Genomic DNA, 19,403 nt, shown 5'->3' with positions numbered 1-19,403 from the left:
CTCCATGGCTCAGGCGTCGTCCCGTTCGGTGTTCAGTGCGATTTCGATCAATGCGTCGGCGTCCAGGTCGTCCAGGTCGTCCAGCCCCTCGAGGCCGTCCAGCCCGTCCAGCCCCTCGAGGCCGTCCGGGTCGTCGGGCCGCTCCGGTGTGCCGGACGTGCCCGACGGCGCCGGGTCCGCCAGGCCCAGCAGGGTGTCCATCAGCCCGGCCTCCCGCAGCCGTTCGAGCGGGATGGCCGCCAGGGCCGCGCGGACCGCCGCCTCGTCCGGAGCGGCGGGCCGCTCCTCGGCCGGGACTCCCAGCTCCTCGCCGAGGAAGGCGGCCACCCGCTGGGGGGTGCGGTGGTTGAACACCAGGCTCGGCGGCAGGCGCAGGCCGGTCACCCGGCTCAGCCGGTTGCGCAGCTCGACCGCCGTCAGCGAGTCGAAGCCGAGGTCCTTGAACGCCTGGCCGGCCGCGACGGTGCGGCCGTCCTGGTAGCGCAGCACGGTGGCCGCCTCGGCGCGCACCACGTCGACCAGGATCTGCGGGCGCTGTCGTGGCGGCGCCGCCGCCAGCCGGGCGGCGAGGGCGGACGCCTCGTCGGCCTCTTCCGCGGCGGCCGGCTCGGCGCCTTCGGCCGCGGGCTCGGCCAGCAGTCCGTGCAGCAGCGGGCTGGGCCGGCCGGAGGTGAACGCCGCGCCGAAGACCTCCCAGTCCACATCGGCCACGGTCAGCCCGCTCTCCGCCCGGTCGACGGCCTGGGCGAGGGCGTGGACGCCGAGTTCGGGGTCCATCGGGGTGACGCCGCGGCGGAGCAGGCCGGCGGTGTCCCCGCTGACGGCCAGTCCGGCACCCGCCCACGCTCCCCAGGCCACCGAGGTGCCGGCCAGGCCACGGGCCCGGCGGTGCTCCACGAGCGCGTCCAGGAAGGCGTTGCCCGCCGCGTACGCGCCCTGCCCGCCGCCGCCCCAGACCGCGGCGATCGAGGAGAAGACGACGAACTGCTCCAGGCCGAGCCCGCTCGTCAGTTCGTGCAGGTGCACCGCTCCCGCGGTCTTCACGGCCAGCACCGCGTCGAGCCGGTCGGCGTCCGTCTCGTCCAGTCGGCCCGGGCCGTCCACTCCGGCGGCGTGCAGCACGGCGGTCAGCGGCAGGTCCCGCGGCACGGCGGCCAGCACGCCGGCCAGGGCGTCGCGGTCGGCCACGTCGCAGGCGGCGAGGGTGACCCTGCTGCCGTACCCGGCCAGTTCGGCCGCGAGCTCCCGCGCACCGGGGGTGTCCTCCCCGCGCCGGCCGAGCAGCACCAGGTGCGGGGCGCCGCGGCGGGCCAGCCACCGGGCGGACTCGGCGCCGAGCGCGCCCAGCCCGCCGGTCACCAGGACCGTGCCGGTGGGCCGCCAGCCGGCGGGGGCCGGAAGGGCGGTGTCCTGCGGCGCGCGCACCAGCCGACGGGCCAGCAGGCCCGTCCTGCGGATCGCCACCTGGTCCTCGCCGAGGTCCTCACCGAGCAGGACCGTCAACAGGTCGCCGGCGCGGGCGTCCACGGTGGCCGGCAGGTCGACCAGGCCGCCCCACCGTTCCGGGTTCTCCAGCGCGGCCACCCGGCCGAGGCCCCAGACCGCCGCCTGGGCCGGGCTGTCCAGCGGGTCCGGCCCGTCGGTGTGGACGGCGCCCCGGGTGACCACCCAGAGCGGCGCCTCGATCCCCGCACGGCCGAGCGCCTGGAGCAGCGCCACGGTGGCGGCGGCGCCCTCGGGCAGAACAGAGCCGGGCAGCGCGGTGCCGGCGGCGGCGGTCAGCGACAGGACGCCGGACACCTCGCCCGACGCTCCGACGGCCTCGGCGAGCCGGGCGGCCAGCGCGTCCCGGCCGGTGCCGGGGTCGACCAGGACGGTCACCTCGGCCCCCGCGGCGCGAAGCGCGGTGGTCGCCCACTCGGTGAGCTCGGAGTCCCGTGGTGCCACCAGCAGCCAGCCGCCGTCCAGCAGTCCCGTGGCGGGCAGGCCGGTCAGCGGCGTCCAGTCGACGCGGTAGCGCCAGCCGTCGATCGTCTCGTCCCGGCGGCGCCGGGTCCGCCACGCGGCGAGCGCGGGCACGACCGGGTCCAGCACCTGCTCGCCGAGGTCCAGGGCGTCGGCCAGCTCCGCCAGGTCGCCGCGCTCCACGGCGGCCCAGAAGCCGGCCTCCGCCGGGTCCTCCGAGCCGGTGCCCTGCGGCTTGCCGGCCGGGGCCTGGGCCGGGTCCGGCCAGTAGCGGTCCCGCTGGAAGGCGTAGGTCGGCAGGGGAAGGTGCCGGGCCTTGGGCAGCAGCGCGGACCAGTCGACTGCGGCGCCCGCCGTCCAGAGCGCGGCCAGGGCGGCCAGGACGGTTTCGCGGCCGTCCCGGTCCTTGCGCAGCAGCGGCACGCCGACCGCGTCGGGGGCGCTCTGGGCGGCCAGTGCGGTCAGCACGCCGTCCGGACCGAGCTCGGCGAAGCGGGTGACGCCCTGGACGCCCAGGGCCTCGACGCCGTCGGCGAAGCGGACGGCCTCGCGGACCTGGCGCAGCCAGTACTCCGGGGTGGACAGCAGACCCGGCCCGGCGAGTTCACCGGTCAGGTTGGAGACGACCGGGATGCGCGGCTCGGCGAAGGTCAACTCCTCCAGTACGGCGGAGAATTCGGCGAGCATCGGATCCATCAGGGCCGAGTGGAAGGCGTGCGAGACGGTCAGGCGACGGATCTTGCGCTCCTCCGCCGACCAGCGTGCCGCGAACTCCTCCACGATCTCCGCCGGCCCCGAAACCACCACCGAGGTCGGCCCGTTGACGGCCGCGACGTCCAGCCGGCCGCCGATCTCCGCGCACACTTCGGCCTCGGAGGCCTGCACGGCGAGCATCGCGCCACCGCTCGGCAGCGCCTCCATCAGCCGGCCGCGCGCCGCCACCAGGGCACAGGCGTCCGCCAGCGAGAACACACCCGCCACGTGCGCGGCGGCGATCTCGCCGATCGAGTGCCCGAGCAGGAACTCCGGCACCACGCCCCAGGATTCGAGCAGCCGGAAGGACGCCACCTCGACCGCGAACAGCCCGGCCTGCGCCCAGACCGTACGATCCAGGTCCTCGATGCCCTCGAAGACGACGTCCTTGAGCGGCCGGTCCAGCAGCGGGTCCAGCTCCGCGCACACGGCGTCGAACGCCGCCGCGAAGGCGGGGAAGGCCTCGTAGAGGTCCCGGCCCATGCCCGCCCGCTGCGCCCCCTGCCCGGTGAACAGGAACGCCGTCCGTCCCTCCACCGCGGCGCCGGAGACCACCTGCGCCGACGACTCGCCCGCCGCCAGCGCGGCCAGGCCGTCCACCAGCGGCGCCCGGCCGTCACCGAGCACCACGGCACGGTGCTCCAGTGCGGCCCGGGACAGCAAGGTCCCCGCCACGTCCACCGGCGCGAACTCCTGCTCGCCGCCGAGGAATTCGGCCAGTCGCCCGGCCTGCGCGGCCAGCGCGCCGGTCGAGCGTCCCGAAACCAGCCACGGCAGCACTCCCTGGACCGCCGCCGTCTCCTCGGCCTCCACCGCCGGGGCGGCCTCGAGGATCACATGGGCGTTGGTGCCACTGATCCCGAAGGAGGAGACACCCGCCCGGCGCGGACGGTCCGCCTCCGGCCACGGCCGGGCCTCGGTGAGCAGTTCCACCGCACCCGCGGACCAGTCCACCTGCGGGGACGGCTCGTCCACGTGCAGGGTCGCCGGGAGCACCCCGTGCCGCAGTGCCTGCACCATCTTGATCACACCCGCCACACCGGCCGCGGCCTGGGTGTGCCCGATGTTCGACTTGATCGACCCCAGCCACAACGGCTGTTCCGCCGCCCGGCCCTGACCGTAGGTGGCCAGCAGCGCCTGCGCCTCGATCGGGTCACCCAGCTTCGTCCCGGTGCCGTGCGCCTCGACGGCGTCCACCTCGGCCGCCTCCAGGCGGGCGTTGGCCAGCGCCTGCCGGATCACCCGCTGCTGGGCCGGGCCGTTGGGCGCCGTCAGACCGTTGGACGCACCGTCCTGGTTGACCGCACTGCCCCGCACCACGGCGAGCACCCGGTGCCCCTTGCGGCGCGCGTCCGACAGCCGCTCGACCAGCAGCACGCCCACGCCCTCGCCCCAGCCCGTACCGTCCGCACCGGCCGCGAAGGCCTTGCAGCGGCCGTCCGCCGCGAGCCCGCCCTGCCGGGCGAACTCGGTGAACACCCCGGAGCCGGTCATCACCGTCACACCGCCCGCGAGCGCCAGCTCGCACTCGCCGGAGCGCAGCGCCTGCGCCGCCAGGTGCAGGGCGACCAGCGAGGAGGAGCAGGCGGTGTCCACCGTCATCGCCGGGCCCTCCAGCCCGAAGGCGTACGCCACCCGGCCGGACAGGACGCTGGTCGCGCCGCCGGTGAGCCGGTGGCCCTCGGTGTCCTGGGGCAGGTCCACGTCGACGCCGTAGTACGAGGGCGCGGCGCCGGCGAAGACGCCGACCGACTCGCCCTTGAGCGACCGGGGGTCGAGGCCCGCGTCCTCGAAGGCCTCCCAGGCGGCCTCCAGCAGCAGCCGCTGCTGGGGGTCCATCGCCAGCGCCTCGCGCGGGGAGATCCCGAACAGGCCGGCGTCGAAGTTCGCGGCGCCGTCGACGAAACCGCCCAGGGTGGCGTAGGCGCCCGACTGTCCCGTGAGGTCCCAGCCGCGGTCGGCCGGGAAGTCCACGATCCCGTCCTCGCCCGTGGAGACCAGTCGCCACAGGTCGGCCGGGGAGGCCACGTGGCCGGGGAAGCGGCAGGCCATGCCGACGATCGCGATCGACTCTCCGGGGTCGGCCGGGGCGGCCGTCGTGCGGGGGCGCTCGGCCTCCTCGACCGCGCCGAGCAGGCGGGTGGCGAGGAAGTCCGCGAGGGCCGCGGCCGTCGGGTAGTCGAACACCAGGGTCGCGGGCAGCCGCCGGCCGGTGGCGGCGTTCAGCCGGTTGCGCAGCTCCACCGCGGCGAGCGAGTCGACGCCGAGGTCCTTGAACGCCTGCTGCGGCCCGACCGCCTCGGCGCTCGCGTGGCCGAGCACGGTCGCCGTGTTCGTCCGGACCAGGTCGAGCAGCAGCTGCCGCCGCTCACCGTCCTCCAGGCCCTGGAGGCGGCGTTCCAGCGTGGCCTGCCCGACCGTCACCGGGCCGCCGGCGGCCTGCCGCAGGGCGGAGCGGACCAGGCCGCGCAGCAGGGACGGCGGTTCGGCGGCCGAGGTGCGCGCGGCCGCGAGGTCGAGCGGGACCGGCAGCAGGTGCGCGGCGGGCAGGGCGGCCGCGCGGTCGTAGAGGGCCAGTCCGAGCCCGGCGGTCAGGGTGCCGCCGAGCCGGTCGCCGCTGGTCACGGTGGAGCCCTCGGCGAGGTGCCCGGTGAGGGCGCTGGCGTCCTGCCACAGGCCCCAGCCGAGGGACTGCGCGGGCAGGCCGCGCGCCCGGCGGTGCGCGGCGAGGGCGTCCAGGAAGGCGTTGGCGGCCGCGTAGTTGGCCTGCCCGCCGGTGCCGAAGGTGCCCGCGGCGGAGGAGTAGAGCACGAAGGCGGCCAGGTCGGCGTCGGCGGTGAGCTCGTGCAGGTTGACCGCCGCGTCCACCTTGGGGCGCAGCACCGTGTCCAGCCGGGCCGGGGTGAGCGCGTCGAACACGCCGTCGTCCAGGACGCCCGCGGTGTGGGCCACGCCGGTGAGCGGGTGCTCGGCGGGGATGGCGGCGAGCACGGCGGCCAGCGCCTCGCGGTCGGCGGCGTCGCAGGCCGCGACCGTCGCCTCGGCACCCGACTCGGCGAGCCGGGCGACCAGTTCGGCCGCGCCCGGGCTGTCGGCACCGCGCCGGCTGAGCAGCAGCAGGTGCCGCACACCGCGCTCGGCCACCAGGTGGCGGGCCAGCAGGCCGCCCAGGGTGCCGGTGCCGCCGGTGATCAGCACGGTGCCCTCGGGGTCCAGCGGCGCCGGCACGGTGACCACGTTCTTGCCGACGTGCTTGGCCTGGCTGATGTGCCGGAACACGGCGGGCGCCTCACGGACGTCCCAGGTGGTGATCGGCAGCAGCCTCAGCGCACCCGATTCGAACAGGGCGAGCACCTCGGTGAGGATCTCGCCCATCCGCCGCGGGCCGGCCTCGGAGGGGTCGAAGGCGCGGTAGCGCACGCCCGAGTGGTCGGCGGCGACCCGCTCGGGGTCGCGCGGGTCGGCCTTGCCCATGTCGGCGAAGCGCCCGCCCTCGGCGAGCAGCCGCAGCGAGGCGTCCACGAACTCGCCGGCCAGCGAGTTGAGCACGATGTCCACACCGCGCCCACCGGTGCTCTCCCGGAACCGCTCCTCGAAGCCGAGGTCGCGGGAGGAGGCGACATGCGCGTCGTCCAGTCCGGCCGCGCGCAGCACCTCCCACTTGCCGGGGCTGGCGGTGCCGTACACCTCCAGGCCCAGGTGACGGGCCACCTGGACGGCGGCCATGCCGACGCCACCGGCGGCCGCGTGCACCAGCACCGACTCGCCCGGCCGTGCGCCGGCCACGTCGACCAGACCGTAGTAGGCGGTCACGAACGCGACCGGCATCGAGGCGGCCTCGGCGAAGGACCAGCCCGACGGGATCCGGGCGAGCCGACGACGGTCGGCGACGGCGACGGGGCCGAAGCCGCCGGGGAACAGGCCGAAGACCCGCTCGCCGGGAACGAGGTCGGTGACCTCGGCGCCGACCTCCAGGACGACGCCGGCGCCCTCGGAGCCGAGTTCGGCGCGCTCGGGGTACATGCCGAGCGCGAGCAGCACGTCGCGGAAGTTCACCCCGGCCGCGCGGACACCGACCCGCACCTCACCGGGTCCGAGCGGACGCTCGGCGGTGTCGGTGGGCAGCAGCCGCAGGCTGGTCAGGATGCCGGGCTCGGTGGGTTCGAGGACCCAGGCGGGGGCGTCCTCGGGGACGGTCAGCGCGGCGGAGGCGGGCACCCGCACCAGCCGCGGCGCGTACAGGGCGCCGCCGCGCACGGCGAGCTGGTTCTCCCCCAGCTCCACCGCCCGGCGGACCAGCGCCCAGTCGGCGGAGCCGTCGTCGTCGAGCAGCAGGAAGCGGTCCGGATGCTCGGACTGGGCCGAGCGCAGCAGGCCCCACACCGCGGCGGCCGCGAGGTCGGTGGGCTCCTCGCCCGGCCGCACGGCGGCGGCGCCGCGGGTGACGACCACCAGGCGGGCGGACTCGTCCCGGTCGCCGGCCAGCCAGCGCTGGGCGGCGTCCAGGGCCGCACCGGTGGCGGTGCGGGCGCGGGCGGCGTCGTCGCCGGCCGCCTCGACCCGGTGCAGCACCAGGGCGGCGGAGGCCCGGCCGGCCTCGACCTCGGCCAGCTCGGCGACCGGGCACTCCTCGGCGGCGGCCGTGGCCGTCAGCGCCGTCCACTCGACCGCGAACAGCGCGTCGCCGGCCTCCGCGCGGCGGCCGTCCGCCTGCTCGGTGGGCGCCGGCCGCAGGGTCAGCGAGCGGACGTCGGCGACGGGTGCGCCGGTGGCGTCGGCGACGCGGATCGAGATCGCGTCCCGGCCCGCCGGGGCGAGCCGGACCCGGGCCACGGAGGCACCGGTGGCGTGCAGGGACACCCCGGACCAGACGAACGGCAGCGGCGTCGCGCCCGCGTCGTCGAGGAACCCGCCGATGGTGGTGGCGTGCATGGCCGCGTCGAGCAGCGCCGGGTGGACCCCGTACCCTCCGGCCTCCTCGGCGGCGGTCGCGGGAAGGGCGATCTCCGCGTAGACGGCGCCCTCGGCCCGCCAGGCCGCGCGCAGCCCGCGGAAGGCCGGGCCGTAGCCGTAGCCGGCCTCGGTCAGCCGCTCGTAGTAGCCGTCCAGGTCCACCGGCTCGGTGTCGGCCGGCGGCCAGGCGGAGAGGTCGTACGGTTCGGCCTCCGTCCCGGCGGCCAGGGAGCCGGAGGCGTGCCGGGTCCAGCCGGCCGCGCCGTCGGGCTGGGCGTGGACGGACACCGGGCGGTCGCCGGACTGGTCCGGGTCGCCGACCCGCACCTGGATGCGCACGCCGCCGGTGGCGGGGACGGCCAGCGGGGCCTCGACCATCAGCTCGCGCAGCACGGTGCGGCCGACCTCCCGGCCGGCCCGCAGCGCCAGTTCCACGAAGCCGGTGCCGGGCAGGATCGCGGTGCCGCGCACGGCGTGGTCGGCCAGCCAGGGCTGGGCGGCGAGCGACAGCCGGCCGGTGAGCAGCGCGCCCTCGCCGTCCGCGAGCGGCACGGCGGCGGTGAGCAGCGGGTGCTCGGTCCGCAGCAGGCCGGCGGTGGTCACGTCGGCGCCGGACCGCCCGGGGCGCAGCCAGTACCGCTGGTGCCGGAACGCGTACGGGGGCAGGGTGATCGGCCTGCCCCCGCGGTCGGCGAGCACGGCGGACCAGTCCACCGCGGCGCCCCGGGTCCAGGCGGCGGCGACGGCGCCCAGCAGGGTCTCGGCCTCCGGCCGCTCGCTCCGGGAGGCGGGCACCAGGGCGGCGTCGTCCCGCCCGGCGGCGTCCAGGGTGAGGCGCGCCATGGCGGTGAGCACCGCCTCCGGGCCGAGCTCCAGGAAGCGGGTCGTGCCCTGGGCGGCGAGCCAGCGCACGCCGTCGGCGAACCGGACGGCCCGGCGGACGTGCCGCACCCAGTACTCGGGGTCGCAGATCTCCTCGGCGCCGACGGCGGTGCCGGTCAGGTTGGACACCACCGGCAGTCGCGGCGGGTGGTAGGCCAGGCCCTCGGCGACGGCCCGGAACTCGGCGAGCATCGGCTCCATCAGCGCCGAGTGGAAGGCGTGCGAGACCCGCAGCCGGCTGGTGCGGCGGCCCTCGGCGCGCCAGCGCTCGGCCAGGTCGGCGATCGCGTCCTGCGGTCCGGAGACCACGATCGCCTGCGGGCCGTTGACGGCGGCGACGTCGACGAGTGGGCCGTGGGCGGCGAGCGCCTCGGCGGCCTCGGCCTCGTCGATGGCGACGGCCAGCATCGCGCCGCCCTCGGGCAGCGCCTGCATGAGCCGGCCGCGCGCGGCGACCAGGGCGCAGGCGTCGTCGAGCGGGAGCACGCCCGCGACGTGGGCGGCGGCGATCTCGCCGATGGAGTGGCCGAGCAGGAAGTCCGGGCGCACGCCCCAGGACTCCAGCAGCCGGAACAGCGCCACCTCGAAGGCGAACAGCGCGGCCTGGGTGTGGACGGTCCGGTCCAGCAGGGCCGCCTCGGGGCTGCCCGCCTCGGCGAACATCACCTCGCGCAGCGGGTGGTCCAGTGCGGTGTCGAGCCGGGCGCAGACGGCGTCCAGGGCGTCGGCGAACGCCGGGAAGGCGGCGTAGAGGGCGCGGCCCATGCCGGGGCGCTGGGAGCCCTGTCCGGAGAACAGGAACGCCGAGCGGCCGTCGGCCGTCTCGCCGCGCAGCACGCCGGGCGTCTCGGCGCCGGTGGCCAGCGCGCCGAGGCCGGCCAGCAGGCCCGGGCGGTCGGCGGCCAGGACGACGGCGCGGTGGGCCAGCCCGGTGCGGCCGGTGGCCAGCGACAGCGCGACGTCGGCCGGGTCGGGGTCGGTGTCCGCTCCGGTGCCGGCCCCGGCGAAGGCCCGCAGCCGCTCGGCCTGGGCCGCGAGCGCCGTCGGGTCGGCGGCGGAGAGCAGCCAGGGCAGCGGCGCCTCGGCGGCGGGCGCGGCCGGCGCGGCGGGTGTGACGGGCGCGGCCTGGGGCCGGACCTCCGCCTCCTCGGCCGGGGCGCTCTCCAGGATGACGTGGGCGTTGGTACCGCTGACGCCGAAGGAGGACACGCCGGCCCGCAGCGGCCGGCCGTTCTCGGGCCAGGGCCGCGCGGCGGCCAGCGGCTCGACCGCGCCGGCCGACCAGTCCACGTGCGGCGAGGGCGCGTCCAGGTGGAGCAGGCCGGGCAGCTCGCCGTGGCGCATCGCCATGACCGTCTTGATCACTCCGGCGACGCCGGCCGCCGCCTGGGTGTGCCCGATGTTGGACTTCACCGAGCCGAGCCACAGCGGCCGCTCGGCGGGGCGGTCCTGGCCGTAGGTGGCCAGCAGCGCCTGCGCCTCGATCGGGTCGCCCAGCTTCGTCCCGGTGCCGTGCGCCTCGACGACGTCCACGTCACCGGCCGTCAGCCCCGCGTTGGCCAGCGCCTGCCGGATCACCCGCTGCTGGGCCGGGCCGTTCGGGGCGGTCAGGCCGTTGGAGGCGCCGTCCTGGTTGACCGCGCTGCCGCGCAGCACGGCGAGCACCCGGCGCCCGTTGCGGCGGGCGTCGGAGAGCCGCTCGACCAGGAGCACGCCCACGCCCTCGGACCAGCTGGTGCCGTCCGCCGCCGCCGAGAACGGCTTGCAGCGGCCGTCGGCGGCGAGGCCGCGCTGCCGGCTGAACTCGATGAAGGAGTCGGGGGACACCATCACGGTCACGCCGCCCGCGAGGGCGATGCCGCACTCACCGGAGCGCAGCGCTCCGGCCGCCATGTGCAGGGCGACCAGCGAGGAGGAGCAGGCGGTGTCCACCGTGATGGCGGGGCCCTCCAGGCCGAAGGTGTACGCGAGCCGGCCGGAGGCGACGCTGGTCGTGGTGCCGGTCAGCACGTGGCCCTCGACGCCGTCCGGCAGCGCCGCGCCCTGGCCGTAGCCGGAGGAGGTCATGCCGACGAAGACGCCGCCCTGGCTGCCCCGTACGGTGCTCGTGTCGATTCCGGCGTCCTCGAAGGCCTCCCAGGCGGCCTCCAGCAGCAGCCGCTGCTGCGGGTCCATCGCCACCGCCTCGCGCGGGGAGATCCCGAACAGGCCGGCGTCGAAGTCGCCCGCACCGGCGAGGAAGCCGCCGGACCGGACGTAGGTGTGGCCCTGCCGGTCGGGGTCGGGGTCGTAGAGGCCCTCGACGTCCCAGCCCCGGTCGGCCGGGAAGTCGCCGATGGCGTCCCCGCCGGCCGCGACCAGCCGCCAGAGGTCCTCGGGGCCCTCGACGCCGCCGGGGAAGCGGCAGGCCATGCCGATGATCGCGATCGGCTCGTCGGTGGCGGCGGTGACCGCCGCGGCCGGGCCGGAGTCGAGCCCGCCGACCAGGTAGCGGGTCATCTCGCCGATGGTCGGGTGGTCGAACACGGCGGTGGCGGGGACCTGGCGGCCGGTGCCGGCCGCCAGGCGCTTGCCCAGCTCGACGGCGGTCAGCGAGTCGAAGCCGAGGTCCTTGAAGGTCCGGCCGGTCTCCAGGCCGCTCGGGTCGGCGTGCCCGAGCACCGCGGCGACCTCGGCGCGGACGACGGCCAGGGTCTCCCGCTCGCGCTCGGCGGCGGACAGTGCGGCGATCCGGCCGCCGAAGGCGGTCTCGCCGTCGGTGCCGGTCCCGGCCGCGGCGGTGCGCGGGCCGGGCAGGTCGGCGAGCAGCGGGCTGGGCCGGGAGGAGGTGAAGGAGGCGGTGAACACCGGCCAGTCGACGTCGGCGACGACGACCGCGGTCTCGTCCCGGTCGACGGCCTGGTCCAGCGCGGCCAGGGCCAGCCGCGGGTCCATGGCGGGGATGCCGCGGCGGCTCAGGAAGTCCGCGCCGCGGCCGTCCGGGCCACCGGACCACGGGCCCCAGGCGACGGCGGTGGCGGGCAGGCCCAGCGAGCGGCGGTGCCCGGCCAGGGCGTCCAGGTAGCTGTTGCCGGCCGCGTAGGCGGCCTGGCCGCCGCTGCCCCAGACCCCGGCGATCGAGGAGAACAGCACGAAGGCGTCCAGCGGCGCGTCCGCGAGCGCGGTGTGCAGGTTGGCGGCGCCGGCGGTCTTGGCGGCGAGGACGGCGGCGAACTCGGCCGCGCCGGTCAGCTCCAGGGCCTCGGTCGGGCCGACCTCGGCGGTGAAGACCACGCCCGCGACGGGGTGCTCGGCCAGCAGCGCGGTGAGCGCGGCGCCGTCCCCGAGGTCGCAGGCGACGACGGTGGCCGGGGTACCGGCCTCGGTCGACTCCGCGGCGAACTCGGCGAGTTCGGCGAGTTCGGCGAGTTCGGCGAGTCCGTCGAAGGGCCCGGCCGCGACCAGCAGCAGGTGCGCCGCGCCGCGGCCGGCCGCCCAGCGGGCGGCCTGGCGGCCGAGGGCGCCGTCGGCCCCGGCGACCAGGACGGTGCCGGACAGCCGCCGGCCCTCGCCGGCGGGCGCGGGCTCGGGGGCGCGCAGCAGCCGGGCCGCGAAGGTCCCGGAGGAGCGCACGGCGGTCTGGTCCTCACCGGTGGTGCCGGAGAGGACGGCCGCGAGGCGCCGCCCGGCGCGCTCGTCGAGCACCGGCGGCAGGTCGATCAGGCCGCCGGTGCGGTCCGGGTGCTCCAGCGCCAGCGAGCGGCCGAAGCCCCAGAGCTGGGCCTGCACCGGGTTCGTCAGCCGGTCGGCCCGGCCGGTGGAGACGGCGCCCCTGGTCAGGGTCCACAGCGGGGCGGTGATCCCGGCGTCGCCGAGTGCCTGGACCAGCGTCAGCGAGAGGGCGAGCCCGGCGGGCAGCGCCGTGCCGGGCAGCGGCTCCTCGGCCAGGCCTGCCAGCGAGACCACGCCGGCGAACGGCTCGGACGCCGGACGCGCCGCGCGGAGCTCCTCGGCCAGCGCCGTACGGCCGACGGCCGGGTCGGAGACGGCCAGGGTCACGGTCCGCGCACCGGCGGTGCGGATCGCCGCGACCACCGCATCGGCGACGGCCTCCTCGGCCGCCACCACCAGCCAGGTGCCGGACAGGGCGACCGCGCCGTTCGGGCCGTCCACCGGCTTCCAGCCGATCCGGTAGCGCCAGGAGTCCAGCGTCGAGCGGTCCCGGCGGCGGCGCCGCCAGTCGGCCAGCGCGGGCAGCACCGAACCGAGCAGCTCCGGGGTGTCGTCCAGCCGCAGCGCCTCGGACAGTTCGGCGAGGTCCTCGCGCTCGACGGCGTCCCAGAACCGGGCCTCGGCCGGGTCGGCCTGGGCGGTCGGCGCGGAGGCCTGCTCCAGCCAGTAGCGCTCGCGCTGGAAGGCGTAGGTGGGCAGCTCGACGTGGGCGGCGGCGGGCAGCAGCGAGGCGAAGTCGACGGGCACGCCCGCCGTCCAGGCCTCGGCCAGCGCCGCCAGCAGCTGCTCGGGGCCACCCTGGCCACGCCGCAGCGTGCCCAGCACCGCCGCCTCGGCCCCAACGGCGTCAGCGGTCTCCTGCACGCCGACGGTCAGCACCGGATGCGGGCTGCACTCCACGAACACCGACCGGCCACTGCCCAGCAGCGCCCGGGTGGCCTCCTCGAAACGCACCGGCGAGCGCAGATTGTCGAACCAGTACCCGGCGTCCATCCCCGCGGTGTCGATCGGAGCACCCGTCAGCGTGGAATACAGCGGGACGGTGGACGTGGCGGGGCTGATTCCGGCCAGCTCCGCCAGGATGCGCTCACGCAACCGGTCCACCTGCGCCGAGTGCGAGGCGTAGTCCACCGGAATCCTGCGGGCCCGCACACCACGCGCCTCACAGCGCGCCATCAACTCGTCCAGCGCGCCCGGCTCACCCGAGACCACCGTCGACGAAGGCCCGTTGAACGCCGCCACCGACACCCGACCCTCGAAGGAACCGATCAGCTCCCCAACCACCGCACTCCCGGCGGCCACCGACACCATCCCACCGCCACCGGCCAGCTCGACCAGCGCCCGGCTGCGCAGCGCCACCACCCGGGCACCGTCCTCCACGGACAACGCCCCCGCGACCACCGCCGCCGCGATCTCACCCTGCGAGTGCCCGACCACAGCCGAGGGCCGGACACCGTACGCCCGCCACACCTCCGCCAGCGACACCATCACCGCCCACAGCACCGGCTGGACCACATCCACCCGGTCCAACTCCGCGCCCTCACGCAGCACCTCGGTCAGCGACCAGTCCACGAACGGCGCCAACGCCGCCTCGCACTCCGCCAACCGCGCCGCGAACACCGGCGAGGCCTGCGCCAACTCCCACGCCATACCGACCCACTGCGAGCCCTGCCCCGGGAAGACGAACACCACATCCCCCGGAACCACCCGGCCCCGGACCACACCCTCGCCACCGAGCACCGACAGCCCGTCCAGCAGCGCCCGACGGTCCCCGCCCAGCACCACGGCCCGCTGCTCCAGACCCGCCCGCGACAACAGCGCCGACGCCACGTCCGCCACCGCCAGCCCGGGCCGCTCCGCCACGAACCCGGCCAACCGCTCCGCCTGCGCCACCAACGCCGCCGGCGTCCGACCCGACAACAGCCACGGCACCGACCCATCGACCGCCGGGGCCGCCGGGAGCGCTGCCGGAGCCGGCGCGGCCTCCAGGATCAGGTGGGCGTTGGTGCCGCTCATGCCGAACGAGGAGACGCCGGCCCGGCGCGGACGCCCTGCCTCGGGCCACGGCCGCGCCTCGGCCAGCAGCTCCACCTCGCCCGTCGCCCAGTCGACGTGCGGGGACGGCTCGTCCACGTGCAGCGTCGCGGGCAGCACACCGTGCCGCATCGCCAGCACCATCTTGATCACACCCGCCACACCGGCCGCCGCCTGGGTGTGCCCGATGTTCGACTTGACCGAGCCCAGCCACAGCGGCTCGCCGGCCCGCTCCTGACCGTAGGTGGCCAGCAGTGCGTGGGCCTCGATCGGGTCGCCGAGCTTCGTCCCGGTGCCGTGCGCCTCGACGGCGTCGACCTCGGCAGCCGACAGCCCGGCGTTGGCCAGCGCCTGCCGGATCACCCGCTCCTGGGAGGGGCCGTTCGGCGCCGTCAGACCGTTGGACGCGCCGTCCTGGTTGATGGCGGTGCCGCGGATCACCGCGAGCACCCGGTGCCCGTTGCGCCGTGCGTCGGAGAGCCGCTCCAGCATGACCAGGCCGACGCCCTCGGCCAGTCCGAAGCCGTCCGCGCCCGCGCCGAACGCCCGGCAGCGGCCGTCCTCGGACAGTCCGCGCAGCCGGCTGAACTCGATGAACAGGCCCGGGGTGGACATCACCGCGGCGCCGCCGGCCAGGGCCAGGTCGCACTCGCCGCCCCGCAGCGCCTGCACCGCGAGGTGCAGGGCGACCAGCGAGGAGGAGCAGGCGGTGTCCACCGTGACGGCCGGGCCCTCCAGCCCGAGCGCGTACGCCACCCGGCCGGAGGCGACGCTGCCCGCGTTGCCGGTGACCCGGTACCCCTCGTAGTTCTCCAGGGCGTGGTCCATCCGCGGGCCGTACTCCTGGGTGGCGACACCGGTGAACACGCCGGTGGCGCTGTGCTTCAGCGTCGTCGGGTCGATCCCGGCGCGCTCGACGACCTCCCAGGCCGTCTCCAGCAGCAGCCGCTGCTGCGGGTCGGCGGCGGCGGCCTCGCGCGGGGAGATGCCGAAGAACGCGGCGTCGAAGCGGTCCGCGTCGTACAGGAAGCCGCCCTCGCGGGTGTACGAACGGCCCGGCTCGTCGGGGTCCGCGTGGTGGAGCCGGTCGAGGTCCCAGCCGCGGTTGACGGGCAGGGTGGAGATCATGTCGCCGCGCTCGGCGACGACCTGCCACAGCTCCTCGGGCGAGCCGATGCCGCCGGGGAAGCGGCAGCCCATCGCGACGATCGCGATCGGCTCGCTCGGGGCGGCGGTCGCGGCCCTGGTCGCCGTGGGCGCCGGGCCGGTGCCGGTTCCGTCGGTCAGCAGGGCGAGCAGGTGGTCGGCCAGCGCGTTCGGCGTGGGGTGGTCGAAGGCGACGGTGGTGGGCAGCCGCAGGCCCGCCGCGGCGTTCAGCCGGTTGCGGAACTCCACCGCGATCAGCGAGTCGAAGCCGAGCGCCTTGAAGGCGCCGTCCACCGCGATCCCGGCCGGGTCGGCGTGGCCCAGCGCGGTCGCGGCGCTGGAGCGGACCAGGTCCAGCAGGGTGCGCCGGCGGTCGGCGGCGGGCAGCACGGCCAGCCGGTCGGCCAGGCCGCTCGCCGCCGCTGCCGCTGCCGCCGAGGCCCGGCGCAGCGGGGTGCGGACCAGGCCGCGCAGCACCGCGGGGACGGCCTCGGTGGCGCCGGCCGCCTCGGCGACGGCGATCCGGGCCGGGGCGATCAGCGGGCGGCCGTCGGCGAGGGCCGCGTCGAAGAGCGCGAGGCCCTGTTCGGCGGTCATCGGTGCCAGCCCGCCGCGGACCAGGCGCGCCCGGTCGGCCTCGCCGAGCCGTCCGCCCATGCCCTCGCCGTGCGCCCAGAGGCCGGAGAGCAGCGCCTGGGCGGGCAGCCCGAGGGCGTGCCGGTGCTGGGCCAGCGCGTCGAGGAAGCCGTTGCCGGCCCCGTAGCTGGCCTGGCCGGCGGCGCCGACGGTGCTGGCCAGCGAGGAGAAGAGCACGAAGGCGCTCAGGTCGAGGTCGCGGGTGAGCCGGTGCAGGTTCCAGGCCGCGTCGGCCTTGGGCCGCAGGACGGCGTCCAGCTGCTCGGGGCGCAGCCGCTGCACGGAGGCGTCGTCGACCACGCCCGCGGCGTGCACCACGGCGGTGAGCGGGTGCTCGGCCGGGACGGCGGCCAGTACGGCGGCCAGGGCGTCCGGGTCGGCCGCGTCACAGGCGACGGCGGTGACCTCGGCGTCCAGCCCGGCGGTCAGCTCCGCGAGCTCCCCGGCGGGCAGGCCGCGGCGGCCGACCAGCAGCAGGTGGCGGACCCCGTGCGCGCCGACCAGGTGCCGGGCCAGCAGTCGGCCGATGGCGCCGGTGCCGCCGGTCAGCAGGACGGTGCCGTCCGGGTCGAACGGGGTGCGGGCGGGTTCGGCCCCGGCCAGCGGGGCGGGGCCGGCCTTGACCAGCCGCGGCGCCAGCAGTCGGCCGGCCCGCAGGGCGAGCTGCGGCTCGTCGCCGGCGAGGACCTCGCGCAGGACCTCCTCGCCGGGCTGCTCGGCGTCGTGGCCGAGGCCGTCCCGGCCGGGGCTGTCCTGGTCGAGGATCAGGATGCGGCCGGGGTGCTCGATCTGGGCGCTGCGGGCCAGGCCGAGGACGGCGGCCGCGGCCAGGTCGCGCACGTCCTCGTCCGGGCCGGCGGCGAGCGCCCGCCGGGTGAGCAGGACGAGCCGGGAGTCGGCCCGGGCCTCGTCGGCGAGGAAGTCCTGGATCAGGGCGAGCACGCCGCGGGTCAGGGCGTGCGCGCTCTCGGCGGGGGCGTCCGGGTCGCCGGACACCGGGAGGAGGACGGCTGCGGGCGCCGGGCCGCCGTCGAGCGGCGGCAGGCCCTGGGCGAGGTCCGCGAGGACGGTCCGGCCGGGCTCGGCGGGCCGGGCGGCCCCGGCGGCGGTCCGGTCGATCCAGTCGAGCCGGTGGAGCGGGTCGGCGGTGCTCCGGCCGGCGGCCGGCCGCTCCGGGTCGACGGCCCGCAGGACGAGCGCGTCGACGTCGAGCACGGCGGCGCCCGCCGGGTCGCTCAGCGTGACGGCGTAGGTGCCCTCGGAGCCGGCGGGGGCGGTGCGGACCCGGACGGTGGTGGCCCCGGAGGCGTGCAGCCGGACACCGGCGAAGGAGAAGGCGAGCCGGGTGGCCGAAGGGTCGCCGTCGAGCAGCAGCACGTGCAGCGCGGCGTCCAGCAGCGCCGGGTGGATGCCGAAGCCCTCGGTCGGGAGCGCCTCCGGGAGGGCGACCTCGGCGAACAGCTCCTCGCCGCGCCGCCAGGCGGCGCGCAGGCCCTGGAAGGCCGGGCCGTAGGCGTAGCCGCGCCCAGCCAGGCCGGGGTAGGCGTCCTGGACCGCGAGCGGTTCGGCGCCGGCGGGCGGCCAGGCGCCCTGCGCGGCGGGCGCGGCCGGAGCGGCGGCGCCCAGCGCGCCGGTGGCGTGCCAGGTCCAGGGGCGGTCCTCGGCGGCGGCCTGCGGGCGGGAGTGGACGGTGACCGGGCGGCGGCCCGCCTCGTCCGGCGGCAGCAGCACCACCTGGACCTGGACGGCGCCGTCGGCCGGGAGGACCAGCGGGTTCTGGAGGGTGAGTTCCTCCAGGTGCGGGTGGCCGGCGCGCAGCCCCGCGTGCAGCGCGAGGTCGACGAGCGCGGAGCCGGGCAGCACGACCGCGCCGTTGACCACGTGGTCGGCGAGCCAGGACTGGTCGGCGGTGGCGAGCCGGCCGGTGAGGACCAGGGTGTCGTCGCCCGCGAGGGTGACGGCGGCGCCGGCCAGCGGGTGGCCGGCGGGGTCGAGGCCGAGACCGGTGGCGTCGGTGGTGCCGGTGCCGGGCGCCAGCCAGTACCGCTCGCGCTGGAAGGGGTAGGTGGGCAGCGGGACCGGCCGGGCGGAGCCGGGGAAGGCGTCCGCCCAGTCCACCGCGAGGCCGGCGACGTACGCCTCGGCGAGCGCGCCGAGGAACCGCTCGGAGCCGCCCTGGTCGCGGCGCAGGGTGCCGAGGGCGGCGCCGCCGCGGCCGTCGGCCTCCAGCGTGTCCTGGACGCCGACGGTGAGCACGGGGTGCGGGCTGGACTCGACGAAGGTGCGGTGGCCGGCCGCGAGCAGCGCGCGCACGGTGGGCTCGAAGCGCACCACCTGGCGCAGGTTGCGGAACCAGTAGTCGGTGTCGAGCTCGGTGGTCGCCAGCAGGCCGCCGGTGACGGTGGAGTAGAAGGCGGTGTGGCCTTCGCGCGGCTCGATCCCGGCGAGGGCCTCGGCCAGTTCCTCGCGCAGCGGGTCGACGGCCGGCGAGTGGGAGGCGTAGTCGACCGGGACGCGGCGGGCCCGGACGTCCTGGGCCTGGCACCGCGCGACGAACTCGTCGAGGGCCTCCCCCTCCCCCGCGACCACGGTGGCGGACGGGCCGTTGTGCGCGGCGACGACGATCCGGCCGTCGTAGCGGGCGATCCGCTCCTCGACCTCGGCGGTCGGCAGCGGGATCGACGCCATGCCCCCGGTGCCCGCGATGGCGCGCAGGTAGCGGCTGCGCAGCGCGACGATCCGGGCGGCGTCGGCCAGGGTGAGGCCGCCGGCGACGTGCGCGGCGGCGATCTCGCCCTGGGAGTGGCCGATCACGGCGGCGGGGACGACGCCGGAGTGCCGCCAGAGCTTGGCCAGCGACACCATCACGGCGAAGAGCGCGGGCTGCACCACGTCGACGCGCTCCAGCGTGGGGGCGCCGGGGGCGCCGTGCAGCACGTCGATCAGGGACCAGTCGGTGTGCGGGGCGAGGGCCTCGGCGCAGGCGGTGAGTTCGGCGCGGAAGACCTCGGAGGAGGCGTACAGCTCGGCGGCCATGCCCTCCCACTGCGAGCCCTGGCCGGGGAAGACGAACACGGGGCCGTCGGGGGCGCCGGCCGTGCCGGTGGTCAGCTGGGGGGCGGGCAGCTCCCGGGCCAGCGCGTCCAGGCCGGCCAGCAGTTCCTCGCGGTCGGCGGCGACCACCACGGCGCGCCGGTCGAAGGCGGCCCGGGCGGTCAGCGACAGGCCGATGTCGGCGAGGGACGCGGCGGCGGACCCGACGGCCGGCGCGGCGGCGGACCCGGCGACCGGCGCGGCGCCGGTGCGGACGGCCTCGGCCAGCC

At 77.4% G+C, this 19,403-nt stretch carries 1 protein-coding gene; it reads right to left on the bottom strand.

The features are described 5' to 3' along the window. Positions 1 to 9: 9 nt before the first annotated feature. The gene (locus ABZ449_RS36480) at positions 10 to 19,266 is read right to left on the bottom strand and encodes a type I polyketide synthase (RefSeq protein ID WP_360354796.1); all 19,257 of its coding nucleotides are present in this window, start codon (positions 19,264 to 19,266) and stop codon (positions 10 to 12) included. Between the last annotated feature and the right edge of the window lie 137 nt (positions 19,267 to 19,403).

It is taken from the genome of Kitasatospora sp. NPDC005856 (genome assembly GCF_040629945.1).
Taxonomy (GTDB): Bacteria; Actinomycetota; Actinomycetes; order Streptomycetales; family Streptomycetaceae; genus Kitasatospora.
This window is presented reverse-complemented; position numbering and strand designations above follow the sequence as displayed.